Raw genomic sequence first — 12694 nt, 5'->3', positions numbered from 1 at the left:
GCGCGATCCAAGAAGGAGACAAGTCCATGGGCCGTTTCCGAATGACAACGACCGCCCTTTGTGCCGCCTGTGTCTTGACTGTGAGCACCGCCTTCGCTGCCGATAACCTGCGGGATCAGGCCAAGGACATGTTCAAACCCATCCCTTCAATAGTTCCTGCGGTGGAGGGAAACGCGGTGACCGGAGAGCGCATTGAATTGGGCCGCTCCCTTTTCTTCGATCCCCGCCTATCCAAGAGCGGTTTGATTTCCTGTAACACCTGTCACAACTTGGGTATGGGAGGAGATGACAACCTCGAGACCTCCATCGGGCATGGGTGGCAAAAGGGACCGCGCAACGCCCCAACAGTGCTCAACGCCGTATTCAACGAGGCCCAATTCTGGGATGGCCGGGCCGAGGACTTGAAGGCTCAAGCCAAGGGACCTGTCCAGGCCGGTGTGGAAATGGCCAGCACTCCCGAACGGGTGGTTACCACCCTAAAGTCCATGCCCGCCTATGTAGAGGCCTTCACAGCCGCTTTCACAGGCGAGGCGGACCCTGTGACCTTTGACAACATGGCCAAGGCCATTGAGGCCTTCGAGGCGACGCTCATTACCCCTGCAAGCCGCTTTGACCAATGGTTGGAGGGCAACGACGTCGTTCTTGATGAAACAGAAAAGAAGGGCTTGGCTCTGTTTATAGACAAGGGCTGCGCGGCCTGCCACAACGGAGTCAACGTGGGGGGCCATGGGTACTATCCCTTTGGCGTGGTGGAGCAACCGGGCGCCGACATTCTGCCACCCGGGGACAAGGGGCGGTTTGCCGTAACCAAGACCGCAACGGATGACTACGTTTTCCGAGCTGGCCCTTTGCGCAACATTGAGCTGACTGCCCCCTATTTCCATTCCGGAAAGGTTTGGGATCTGGAACAGGCCGTCGCCGTCATGGGATCTTCGCAGTTGGGGGAGACCCTGAGCGAAGAAGAGGTAACGGCCATCACGGCCTTCCTCAAAACCCTGACCGGAGAACAGCCCAAGGTCGAATACCCCATCCTGCCGGTGAGCACTGCAGGCACGCCCAAGCCTGAGGGGATGTAATCGCCCCCATATTCAAGTCACAGTAAACACGAGGGGGGCGACAGCCCCCCTCTTCCGTTTCACAAATCCGGACAATCAGGCCCCAAAGGAGAGGCCGTTCTCGCTCCAGGGAAGGTGCGTCGGCCAGTCTCCGGTGGCTGCAGCGATGGCATTCGCCACGGCAGGCAGCGAGGGAGGCAAGCCCGGCTCCCCCACGCCCGTCGGCGCTTCGGTGGAGGGCAGGATGTGAACCTCAATGGATCCAATGTCCCCCATCCGCAACGGCATATAGTCGGGGAAATTCCACTGATCTACGGCACCGTCGGTGAAAGTGATCTGGTTGCGCATGGCCGCCCCCAGACCGAAACCAATCCCGCCTTCCATCTGAGCCTTGACGATGTCCGGATTGACAACGACTCCGCAATCAACGGCGCATATCACCTTCTCGATCTTGATTGCCCCATCTTCGGACCGGGAGACCTCAGCCACTTGGGCCACGTAGGTATTAAAGGACTTGTGAACGGCCACCCCCCGGAAACGCCCCGCGACAGCGGGTTTGTTCCATTCCACCTTCTCGGCCACGAGGCGAAGCACCCCAGCAAGCCGTTTTCGATCCGGATCATCGCCTTCCAAAAGCGCTAGACGGAAGGCCACCGGGTCCTGGCCCGCCGCCTTGGCAGCCATGTCCATGGCCGCTTCCATGGCATAGCCCGTGTGGGTATGTCCCACAGAGCGCCACCACAGAACCTTAAGTGGCGAGGTCCAATCCGACAGGCCCACGGACATGGCGGGAATGGCGTAATGACTGTCCCGCACACCCTCTGCCGAGGTACCGTCGACACCGTTTTGGACCATAGCAGCCTCAAAGGCCGTGCCTTTCATGATGGATTGCACAGCCAACCGGTGATCCCACCCCACCAGTTTGCCGTCACCATCCAGGCCAATCTTGACCCGATGGGCAGCCATGGGGCGGTAATAGCCGCCCCGAATATCGTCTTCCCGGGTCCAGACAAGTTTTACGGGAGTCTTGCCCCCCAATAGGGAGAAGGCCAGTGCGGCCTCCACATGGTAGTCGGATGTGGGGCTGGCGCGGCGGCCGAAGGACCCTCCGGCATAAACCGTGTTCACTTCCACCTTGTCCGGCGTCAATCCCAGGACATGGGCGACGGCGCCTTGGGTGATCCCCGGCGCCTGACAGCCGTCATGGAAGCGGACGCCGCCGGTCTCGGTTGCCTCGATGACGCAATTCAGGGGCTCCATGGGAGCATGGGCCAAGTGGGGAAAAGTGAATTCCGCCTCAATCACCTTGGCCGCACCGGACAAGGCCGCCGTCGTGGTCGCCAGATCACCGCCCTCCCGGACCTGATAAGTGGGTTCGCCCCGTACCAGGGCAAGGTGTTCCTCAACCATGCGCCCGGTGGAGCGGGTTTCTGCGGCACTATTGTCCCATTCGGCGGTGATCGCGTTTCGCGCCTGGATCGCCGCCCAAGTGGACTTGGCGAAAACCGCAACCCCCGCCTTGTTCGGCAGAGCCTTGGCATCCAGGAACCCGGCCACATCCCTGGCGCCGGAGGCATCGAAGGAGGCAAGGACGGCACCGGGCCGATCCGGACGCAGAATGACGGCGTGCACCATACCCGGCAGGGTGACATCCAGGGCAAAGACGGCCGTGCCATCCGTTTTGTTGGTATTGTCCCGCCGTTTCAGGTCGGACTTACCGATCAACGTGAAGGCCGCTGGATCCTTGAGGGGCGGAGTCTCGGGCGGAACCAATGCCGCTGCTGCGGCAACGAACGCGCCGAAACCGGCGGATTTATCTCCGGCCTTGAGAAGTCCCTTCTCAACGGTGACCGCTTCGGGCGCCACGCCCCATTCGGCGGCTGCGGCCTGCACAAGCAAGGCCCGGGCCGCAGCCCCCGCCTTGCGATATTGCATATAGGAGTTCCAGATGGACATGGATCCGCCGGTCATCTGCACGCCGAATCCGACGATTTGGTACTTCTCTCCGTCAGCGGGTGCGAACTCCGTGCGCAGGGTGGTCCAATCGGCGTCCAACTCCTCGGCCACCAGGGTCGCGAGGCCCGTGGAGGTCCCCTGCCCCATCTCGAAATGCTTAAGGACAACGGTCACAACGCCGTCTCCGTCAACCTTGACGAAGGGGTTGAGGTCGACGGTCCCAAGCGGTGCGGCGGCCAGCGCGCCCTTGGCATCGAAGCCAACGACCAAGGCGACACCAGACAAGGCGGCAATCCCCTTGAGGAATCCACGACGGGAGGTTTGAACGGTCATGGCTTAGCCCTCCATCAGGTCGGCAGCGCGGTGGATCGCGGCGCGGATGCGGGGATAGGTGGCGCAGCGGCAGGCGTTGCCTGCCATTTTATCGTCGATTTCCGCATCCGTCGGTCGTGGCGTCGTGCTCAGCAAGCCCACAGCGGACATGATTTGACCCGATTGGCAGTAGCCACATTGGACCACGTCCAATTCCCGCCAAGCGGTCTGGACCGCCTGGGCAGCTTGGCCCGACACCCCCTCGATCGTTGTCACGGATTGCCCGGCCACGGAGTCGAGCGGGGTTTGACAGGACCGAACGGGCTCGCCTGCCAAATGAACGGTGCAGGCTCCACAGGCCGCAACACCGCATCCAAATTTGGTTCCGGTCAAACCAATCCCTTCTCGAATGGCCCAAAGAAGGGGGGTGTCTCCGGGGAGGTCAACCGATACCGGTTGGCCATTCAGCACGAAATCTATCGCCATGGAGCGCCTCATTCATGGGGAACGCGGGTCCCGCTTTAGGACCGGTTCAATATATTAAACTGTACGGTACAGTTTACATTTCCCCAACGCTCTGTAAACCCAAAAGTTTACTTTTCAAAACCGAGGCCCTATACCACTACGGAAAGAAAGGGGAAATTCGAGCCCATGGCCCTCCGAGAATCGAAAAGACGCCAGATCGTTGATGCTGCCATTTCCGAGTTCCTCGAGAATGGGTTCGGCGGCGCCAGTATGGACCGCATCGCCACCCGCGCGATGGTGTCCAAGCGAACAGTCTATAACCACTTCCAAAGCAAGGAAGATCTGTTCCGAACCATCGTGGGCATGGCTGGCGAGGAAGCCCGGACGACCTTGAATGTGACCTATGATCCCAGTCGGCCTCTCCGCCCCCAATTGGTGGAACTGGGTCAGGCCGAGGGACGATTGATCCGTTCGGCATCCTTCATGCGGATGATGCGCATGGCCATGGGCGAGGTTCTGCGCGACGCGACCCTCGCCGCAGAGCTGAACCGCTGCTCGGACCATCTAAGCATTTTCAATGCTTTCTTCGCCGCAGCCAAGGCTTCTGGCGCCTTGATCACCGACGATTCGGAAATGGTGTCCAGCCAGTTCATTGCCCTGATCAAGGCCACAACATTCTGGCCCTCGGTCTTGTCTGGACGCCCCATTTCGGCTGAGGACATGGACCGCGTGGTGGAGCACGGTGCCACAACCATCGTGGCCGCTTTCGGCGCCCCCGAAGCCGACAGCGCCCCCGCTTCCGACCAGAATCCTTAGAGTCGCCTCCTATCAAATCCCTCTAACAAGGTGCGGAAAAACAGTTTAAGTCGTCATTCCCGCGTCCGCGGGAATCCAGGGTGGGAAGAACCAGCGGCGGCGATTGACGCATCCTGACGCGCTAAGCGCCAATACCAGAGAAATCAACCCTGGATGCCCGTTTTCACGGGCATGACGAAATAAAAATGATCAGCCCTAAATAAAAGATATGTGCGTCCCTTAGCGCGAACGCGGGAATGACGACTTTGGAGAATACTCTAAAACTTATAGAATGAGAGTGAAACTGGATCAGCTTGACTCAAGCTGATCCAGTTGCGCTCTAAAGCATCTTGTGTGAGTCGCAACACGGTACACGACACTGTTTCATATTTTTTGGGCGATTGCCCAAGCCCATTTAGGGGCCAATACCCCCTATCGTGTACTGTGGAGTCGCAGATCAGGCAGAACGCTTTAGATCGTTTCGGCGATGAAATCCGGTTCAATTCCGCATTCCGTCAACCGCTGACCGCTGACCTGGGTGCGCAACAACCCGCTTTCCACCAAAAGCGCCTTCATGCCTGCACCTTGGGCGCCGAGGACATCCGTATGGGGGCTGTCACCGACCGCCAAAATCCGATCCCGGGGAATGCCCTTGAAGCGTTTGGTAACCAAGTCATAGATGGCGGGATAGGGCTTGCCCAGGAAAGTGATGTCCAGTTTGGGCAGGGCCTCCGCCAAGCGGAAGGCAAAGAACCCCGGCTCGTAGCTGAGCGCCCCCTGATAAGGACAGGTGACATCGGGGTTACAAACAATCAGTGGGCGGGGATTGGCCGTAAGGGACTCGAACAGCAGCTCTTCCGGCGTGCCGTCCGCCCACATATTCGTATCCACCAGGATAAATCCGGTCGCGGAGTCCAGATCGGCAGGGTCGAAGGATCCCACGCGGGTTCCGGGGAAAGCCTCAACCACCGCGTCCGGATGATAGCCAAGAACGGCATATCCCTGCCCACCCTTGTGGAATCGCAGGAACCAAGGCAACAGCGAGCGCCCGGAGATCACCTCCCGCTCGCCTATGGGGAAACCCATGGCAGTCAGACGCTTGGCCACCTCCTCGGGCGCGTGGGTCACCGAATTGGTGAGCACGCAGACTTTCTGCCCTCGCTCCCGCAGGGCCGAGAAGGCCTCCAAGGCAAAGTCATGGGCCCCTGCCCCTTCATGAAGCACCCCATAGGCATCCAGAACGATCAGATCGAAGTCGTCGGCCACCTCTAGGAGGCCGGACACCCTCCGCGTCCCTTTCTCAGGGGGCGGAGGCACGGGCGGCAGACGCCGCCCTGCCCCAAGGTAAACCCGCCAGGCTTCGTCGAAGTCGAGGAATAACACGGCTCGCCCCCTCGCCTGCCTATCCGACCCGCGTCAAGGCTTCACGGACCTTTTCCCGCTGGCCTTCGTAGTCGGCGCGGCGCTCCTTCTGCTCCTCAACCACCTCTTCAGGGGCCTTGGCCAGAAAGCTCTGGTTGGACAGCTTCTTGTCGATGCGGGCCACCTCCCCATCCAGGCGCTTCAACTCCTTCTCCAGGCGCTGGCGCTCCTGGTCCAGGTCGATGACACCCGCCAGGGGCAGAACCAAGGTCGCTTCGCCCAGGATGATCTGAGCCGCGCCCCTGCCGGGAACCTCTTCGCTGGGTTCGACGCTCTCAAGCCGGGCCATGGTCAGGATCAGCGGCTCATGAGTCTTCAGGCGAGCCAGGGTCTCGGCATTGGCGCCTTTCAGCGTCAGGGGAATCTTGGCCCCCGGCGGCACGTTCATTTCCGCCCGCACGCTGCGCACCGCAGAGATCAAGCTGACCACCCAATCCATCTCGGCCGCGATCTCCGGCGTCGACAGGCCCTTGCCCTCGATCCAATCTTCCTCGACCAGCATCCGCTCGCGCGGGGCGATCTTCTCCCACAGCTCCTCGGTGATATAGGGCATCATCGGGTGGAGGATATGGAGGATAGCATCCAGCGTCCAAGCGGCCATGGCGCGCGTCTCGGCTTTGGCGGCCTCGTCCTGGCCCTGGAAGATCGGCTTGGCCATTTCCAGGTACAAGTCACAGAAGGTGTTCCAGACGAACCCATAGGCGGCCTGGGCAGCGTCGTTGAAGCGATAGGCCACGATGGCCTCGCCTACGGCCTTGGCGCATTCCTCGACCTTGCCCGCGATCCACCTGTTGAGGGTCAGATGGACCGAGCCCGGATCGAAGCCGTCCAGGGGAGCGCATTCGTTCATTTGACAGAAGCGGGCCGCATTCCACAGTTTGGTGCAGAAGTTCCGATATCCGGCGACCCGCTGCTCGCTCATCTTGATGTCCCGGCCCTGGGCGGCCATGGCGATCAAGGTGAAGCGCACGGCATCGGTGCCATACTGGCCCGCGAGATCCAGAGGGTCGATGACATTGCCCTTGGACTTGGACATCTTCTGGCCCTTCTCGTCCCGGACCAGGGCGTGGATATAAACATGGCGGAAGGGGACATCCCCCATGAAGTAGTGGCCCATCATCATCATCCGGGCGACCCAGAAGAAAATGATGTCAAAGCCCGTGACCAGCACATCCCCGGGGTAATAGCGCTTCAGCTCCGGTGTCTCATCGGGCCAGCCCAGGGTGGAAAAAGGCCAGAGCGCCGAGGAAAACCAAGTATCCAAGACATCTGTGTCCTGGGTGAGCACAACATCTTCGCCGTAATGGGCGCGGGCGGCGATTTTTGCTTCGTCTTCCGTCTCCTCGACGAAGAACCTGCCATCGGGACCGTACCAGGCCGGGATCTGGTGACCCCACCAAATCTGGCGACTGACGCACCAGGGTTGGATGTTGCGCATCCATTCAAAAAAGGTCTTCTCCCACTGCTTGGGCACGAATTCCGTCCTGCCCTCTTCGACAGCCTTGATGGGCTCCTGGGCCAGGGTTTTGGCGTCGACGAACCATTGGTCGGTCAGCCAGGGCTCTATCACCACACCGGAGCGGTCCCCATAAGGCTGGGTCATGGGGTTGTCCTCGATCTTCTCGAGCAGCCCCATCTCCTCGAAGGCTGCGACAATCTTCTCGCGGGCGTCGAAGCGGTCCATGCCCTGGTACTCGGGGGGCGTGTTCTCGTTCAACCGGGCATTCATATCGAGGATATTGATCATGGGCAGGTCGTGGCGGCGCCCGACCTCGAAGTCATTGAAGTCATGGGCGGGGGTGATCTTCACCGCGCCAGAGCCCTTTTCCGGATCGGCGTGCTCGTCGCCGACGATGGGAATCAGGCGGTCGGCGATGGGCAGGCGCACCTGCTGGCCAATCAGGTCCTTGAAACGTTCGTCCTCCGGATGGACGGCCACGGCGGTATCACCCAACATGGTTTCCGGTCGGGTCGTGGCCACGGTCAGGAACCGGCCCGGCTGCCCCTCCACGGGGTAACGCAGGTGCCAGAGCTTGCCCTTGACCTCCCGCTGTTCCACTTCCAGGTCGGAGATGGCCGTATGGAGTTTGGGATCCCAGTTCACCAAGCGCTTGTCCCGGTAAATCAGCCCTGCCTTATGGAGGGTCACGAAAACCTTACGGACGGCCTTGGACAGGCCTTCATCCATGGTGAAGCGTTCTCGCTCCCAGTCGGGCGAAGCCCCTAGACGACGCAATTGGCGCTGGATAGCGCCGCCGGATTCCGCCTTCCACTCCCAGACCTTTTCGATGAAGGCCTCTCGGCCAAGGTCGTGGCGGGTGATCCCCTGTTCGGCCAACTTCCGCTCCACCACCATCTGGGTGGCAATACCGGCATGGTCGGTCCCCGGCTGCCACAGGGCATCATGGGCTGCCATGCGGCGAAAGCGGATCAGGGTGTCCTGAAGGGTGAACGTCAGAGCATGTCCCATGTGCAGGCTACCCGTTACGTTGGGTGGCGGCATCATGATGGTATAGGGCTGGGCGTTGCTTTCGGGATCGGCGGCAAATCCGCCCGATTGTTCCCAACGCGCGTACAGACGCTCTTCGACCTCGGCGGCGCTGTAGGTCTTGTCCAGCATGGCGGGACTGTCCTTCGATTCATAGTTTCAATGGAAATGGGAGGGAGGATCCCCTCCATGGGACCGGCCCATAAAAAAACCGACCCCGAAAGGTCGGCAATCATAGGACTCGTCTGGCGGGAATCAAACCCTTTCTCTGCGGGACTGAGAGGGTGGAAAACCGGCTTCGGTTTTCCACCCTTCCCTTAGAATCGTCCGAGATCAAGTTGGGCCGCATTCGCGGACCAACTTGATCTCGAAGCGCCTCTAAAATCTAGAGCATCAAGCGGAAAAGTGAACACCGGCTTTCCGCTCCACCCGATGCTCTAACCATATGAGTCTGGATCAAATTACCCGCCCTAAATCGATTCCGATTTAGGGCGGTTTGATCTAGTTCTTGTCGATCCCGTGAACCAGACGCTCGATTTCCTTTTGAACCAGACGTTCGGTCATCTGAGGCAGATGTTGATCCAGCCACTCCTTAAGAAGTTGGCGTAGGATTTCGCGAACGATCTCCTCCAGCGTCAGACCACCATGACCCAGACCGATATTCCGCTCCCGGGACACGGCAGACGCCAATCCAGCCAAAAGCCCCCCCGCCAGAGCCTCAGTTTGAGAGGACATGATACGATCAAGGCCCTGGTCCTCGGTCACTCGTGGGGGAGGGGGAGGAGGAGGCGGTGGCGGAGGTGGTGGAGGAGGTGGTTCCGGCTCGGGATCTGGCTCCGGCGGAAAATCGTCCTCCATGCCCATCACATCGGTCAGTTCCAGAACATCTTCTTCTTCCGGCTCCGGCTCCGGCTCGGGAACGAGATCTTCAAGAACGAGGACTTCATCCTCCTCCTCTTCCTCATCCTCCAACTCGAACACCGGTTCCGGCTCCGGTTCCGGCTCGTCCTCCAGACCCCAATCATCCAAGATCGGTTCCGGCTCCGGTTCCGGTTCGACTTCCGGCTCGGGTTCCTCGGCCTTTTCCTCATCTTCCGAAAGAATCTTCCGGATGGAGGCCAGAATGTCCTCCATCGAGGGTTCCTGTTGCGCGTTTTCGTCGCTCATGGTGCTCGGCTCGCCCGGCCTAAATTAAGTTTCAAGTCTCGGGATTACCATAAAAGCATCCATGTAAACAAATTCTTACCCGCCGCAGTTCAAAAACGGGATAAACACAGCGCTCCCATTCCCCGAGAATCACGGATAAAACGGAAAAGGGCGGCCAAAACAAGCCGCCCCCCACCATCGAGTCGGAATTATTCGGGCCTACTGAGATGGGGAAGCCCCCCCCTTTGTCTCACCCGGCGCGATGACATATCGCACCTTGGGGAGGGTCTGAATGGCCTTGTCATCTGTTTCGTTCAAAACGGCGTCCTGGGAAAGTGGCTTTTCCGGAGACATGGCCGCATCCTTATCCGCCCAATCGTTGCCACCAATCCATTGGCCACGCACCTCTTCGTAATGCTTGACCGGATCATAGATCGGGGTATCGAGTTCCAGATCCTGAGCCGTCATACGGCCCATGGCCGTCAGCAACTCGTAGGTATTGATGGCAGCGTCCCGTTGTGCGCGAACCAAGTTCACGCGAGAGGTCAGCAACTCCTGCTCGGCATCCAGGACATCCAATGTTGTACGAGATCCCACCTGGGCCTCCCGCTGCACGCCCTGAAGGGCGATGGATGCGGCGTCGATCTGACTGTTATAGGACTCAACACGGGCATTGGCACTTTGCAGATTCTGCCAAGCCGTGGCGACATTCTCCACAACCGTATCGCGCTGTTCATCCACCTGTAGTCGACGCTGACCGGAGCGGTGTTTGGCATCCCTGATCTGCGAATAAATCGCGCCGCTTTGGTACAGGGGAATGTTCAGATTCAGTCCAACCTCAAAGGTGGTGGTGTCCAGATTCGCGGTCGAGGACGGTTCATGGGCCCAAGTATACGAGCTGGTGGCCGTCACGGTCGGCAGCAGCTTTCCCTTTTCGTCTCGAACTGTGGCCTGGGCAGCATCCCAATTGTATAAGGCATTCACGATGTCAGGATTGCGGGACAGCGCCTCGGCAACCGCATCAGCCAGGGTGAGGGGCAACTTCGCATAGAGCGCGGGAGCCACCAAATTTTCCGGCGGATGCCCAACAACTTGCTCATAGGTCGCCATGGCCGTTTTCAAATCACCCTCTGACCCAATCCGATCGGAAACTGCGCCCGCCCGACGGGACTCGGCTTGGGCGACATCCGTTCGGGTGATTTCTCCTACCCGGAAGCGGTCCCGGGCCGCCTGTAGCTGCCGATTCAAAACGTCTTCATTGTTGATGTTCAGTTCCAGGACGGCCTGATTCTGCATGACATTGAAATAGGCCCGGGCGGCATTCAGCAGGACAGTCTGTTCCGCAGAATGCAGAGTGGCCCGCTCTGCCTTCACCGTTGCCTCGGCAACATCGGTTTGAGCCTCGGTCCGAAAGCCGCGAAAGATGTTCTGGTCCAGAACGATCCCCACCGACGCAGGAACCGTATGGACGTTCTTTTGTCCAGGATAGCGGTCCAGCCTCCGATAGAAAGAGGACCCCTGGATGGACACCTGGGGACGCCAGTTGGAGAGGGCTTGAGGGACCTGCTCGTCCACGGCACGCAACACGGCGCGGCGGGCGGCGATTGTGGGATTGCTCTGATAGGCAGAGACCAGAGCCTCTTCAAAAGTTTCCGCGAAACTTGGCGCCGCACCCAGCCCAACACTGGCGAACATAAGGGCGGCCACGACTTTCGAGACGGGAGCGGTGGAAAAGGGTTTCATCATTTTTCTCTCGGAGCGCCTATCAACCAATGGTGTTTTCAGGATTGACCATCTTCTTTGGTCAGGCCAAACCGACACGAGGTCAATCCCGAACAGGGTTTGATCCCGTTGGCAAGGAGGGGAGCCTAACCCCCATACTGAACAATACAATACGGTTTGGCCCCATAAAACCCAAGCGCAACATCACAAACACTGGGTAAGAATGCACCGGCGTTGCCAACATGCAACGCAAAACCCGCTGAACCCTTGGTTTGTTTTCCCAAGGACATCTCTACCGAACGGGATAAAGGTCGCAGCACGCTACAGGACAGTGTCTCGTCTTTTTTGGGCGATTGCCCAAGCCCATTTGGGGGAAATACCCCCAAACCCCCTTTTTTTGTCCGGGGCCTGGGGCCTTTCGGCCAATAAATGTCCGAGGCCTGGGGCCTTTCGGCCCCGGTGGGGGACCGGGGCAAAGCCCCGTGCCGGCCCCCTGTCGTGTGCCGTGAACTGGGTGACACACCGCTCCAATTCAAAGGAAAACCCAAAGTCACCCCTGTCCAATCATGGAAATGCCCGGACGAATCCGGGCATTTTTGTCATCTTGGCCCCTTCCCCAAGGGAGGGGGATATCGATCAGAAAACGAATGCGGGAACGGACTCGAAACCGTTCAGAAGGGGGCTGTTGGCATCAAGCTCAACACGGCGCCCGAAGGTGTCACCTCGACGCTCGACCACGACAACGCGACCGGATCCTTTTTCCATGACCACAGCGACCAAACGGCCACCATCGGCCAATTGATCCCGCAGTCCGTCCGGAATGGATGGAATGGCGCCATTGACGACAATCACATCATAGGGGGCCTGCTTGGCGTAGCCCTCGGCCAGAGGGCCTGAAACCACCACGGCGTTGTCCAGACCCAGATCAGCCAGATTGGCAGAGGCCTTCTCCACCATTTCCTCATTGGATTCCAGGGCCACAACCGTATTGACCATACGCGCCAACACTGCGGCGGAATAACCTGTGGCGCAACCAATATCCAAGACCACGTCCGAGGGCTGAATCGATGCGGCTTGAAGCAAGCGGCCCATGGTCATGGGCTCCACCAGAAAGCGGCCACCACCAATGGCCAAGTCTTCGTCCACATAGGCGACACCTTTAAAGGCCTTCGGCACGAAGACCTCGCGCGGTACCTCGCCCATGGCTTCGATGACCAGGGGATCCGTCACCCGGTTGGTACGGATCTGATTGTGGATCATATTGATGCGCGCGACGCTGTAGTCCATGATGGCCTCTCGCGTGGAAGAAGGAAGACGCGGATGCCCTGCTCCC

9 protein-coding genes are annotated in these 12694 nt (G+C 59.6%); 2 read left to right on the top strand and 7 right to left on the bottom strand.

The genetic code is table 11. From position 1 onward, the window contains the following. Positions 1–26 precede the first annotated feature (26 nt). Positions 27–1076, top strand: coding sequence for a cytochrome-c peroxidase (locus tag ACLIRY_RS01700; RefSeq protein WP_413203608.1), 1050 nt, complete (start codon positions 27–29; stop codon positions 1074–1076). Positions 1077–1151: 75 nt separating this feature from the next. Here ACLIRY_RS01700 and ACLIRY_RS01695 read toward each other — a convergent pair whose 3' ends face one another. Next, positions 1152–3344 carry a molybdopterin cofactor-binding domain-containing protein gene (locus ACLIRY_RS01695; protein WP_413203607.1) on the bottom strand — a complete coding sequence of 731 codons (2193 nt, stop codon included), beginning with the start codon at positions 3342–3344 and terminating at the stop codon, positions 1152–1154. Between the two features lie 3 nt (positions 3345–3347). Next, the gene (locus tag ACLIRY_RS01690; protein ID WP_413203606.1) at positions 3348–3809 is read right to left on the bottom strand and encodes a (2Fe-2S)-binding protein; all 462 of its coding nucleotides are present in this window, start codon (positions 3807–3809) and stop codon (positions 3348–3350) included. Positions 3810–3974: 165 nt separating this feature from the next. On the opposite strand from ACLIRY_RS01690, the gene ACLIRY_RS01685 reads away from it, so the two are divergent. Next, positions 3975–4604 carry a TetR/AcrR family transcriptional regulator gene (locus ACLIRY_RS01685; protein ID WP_413203605.1) on the top strand — a complete coding sequence of 210 codons (630 nt, stop codon included), beginning with the start codon at positions 3975–3977 and terminating at the stop codon, positions 4602–4604. 450 nt (positions 4605–5054) lie between these two features. Here ACLIRY_RS01685 and ACLIRY_RS01680 read toward each other — a convergent pair whose 3' ends face one another. The 5 genes from ACLIRY_RS01680 to ACLIRY_RS01660 all read right to left on the bottom strand — a co-directional run bounded on the left by ACLIRY_RS01680 (position 5055) and on the right by ACLIRY_RS01660 (position 12648). Then, on the bottom strand, positions 5055–5966 hold the full coding sequence (locus ACLIRY_RS01680) for an HAD-IIA family hydrolase (protein ID WP_413203604.1): 912 nt from the start codon (positions 5964–5966) through the stop codon (positions 5055–5057). A gap of 19 nt (positions 5967–5985) precedes the next feature. Then, positions 5986–8625, bottom strand: a complete 2640-nt coding sequence (locus tag ACLIRY_RS01675; RefSeq protein WP_413203603.1) for a valine--tRNA ligase — start codon at positions 8623–8625, stop codon at positions 5986–5988. A 369-nt stretch (positions 8626–8994) separates the two neighbouring features. Then, a complete protein-coding gene (locus tag ACLIRY_RS01670) occupies positions 8995–9660 on the bottom strand; it encodes a DUF2497 domain-containing protein (protein WP_413203602.1) in 666 nt (221 codons plus the stop codon). A gap of 198 nt (positions 9661–9858) precedes the next feature. Next, positions 9859–11385, bottom strand: coding sequence for a TolC family outer membrane protein (locus tag ACLIRY_RS01665; RefSeq protein ID WP_413203601.1), 1527 nt, complete (start codon positions 11383–11385; stop codon positions 9859–9861). A gap of 612 nt (positions 11386–11997) precedes the next feature. Beyond that, positions 11998–12648, bottom strand: coding sequence for a protein-L-isoaspartate O-methyltransferase family protein (locus tag ACLIRY_RS01660; protein WP_413203600.1), 651 nt, complete (start codon positions 12646–12648; stop codon positions 11998–12000). Between the last annotated feature and the right edge of the window lie 46 nt (positions 12649–12694).

The sequence above is a fragment of the Rhodospirillum sp. A1_3_36 genome, from assembly GCF_047263945.1.
Taxonomy (GTDB): domain Bacteria; phylum Pseudomonadota; class Alphaproteobacteria; order Rhodospirillales; family Rhodospirillaceae; genus Rhodospirillum.
This window is presented reverse-complemented; position numbering and strand designations above follow the sequence as displayed.

Excerpts from the sequence above, each read along its gene's own strand:
- ACLIRY_RS01665 (WP_413203601.1), bottom strand. The coding sequence starts at position 11,385 with ATGATGAAACCCTTTTCCACCGCTCCCGTCTCGAAAGTCGTGGCCGCC.
- ACLIRY_RS01695 (WP_413203607.1), bottom strand. The coding sequence starts at position 3,344 with ATGACCGTTCAAACCTCCCGTCGTGGATTCCTCAAGGGGATTGCCGCC.
- ACLIRY_RS01670 (WP_413203602.1), bottom strand. The coding sequence starts at position 9,660 with ATGAGCGACGAAAACGCGCAACAGGAACCCTCGATGGAGGACATTCTG.
- ACLIRY_RS01685 (WP_413203605.1), top strand. The coding sequence starts at position 3,975 with ATGGCCCTCCGAGAATCGAAAAGACGCCAGATCGTTGATGCTGCCATT.
- ACLIRY_RS01675 (WP_413203603.1), bottom strand. The coding sequence starts at position 8,625 with ATGCTGGACAAGACCTACAGCGCCGCCGAGGTCGAAGAGCGTCTGTAC.
- ACLIRY_RS01700 (WP_413203608.1), top strand. The coding sequence starts at position 27 with ATGGGCCGTTTCCGAATGACAACGACCGCCCTTTGTGCCGCCTGTGTC.
- ACLIRY_RS01690 (WP_413203606.1), bottom strand. The coding sequence starts at position 3,809 with ATGGCGATAGATTTCGTGCTGAATGGCCAACCGGTATCGGTTGACCTC.
- ACLIRY_RS01660 (WP_413203600.1), bottom strand. The coding sequence starts at position 12,648 with ATGGACTACAGCGTCGCGCGCATCAATATGATCCACAATCAGATCCGT.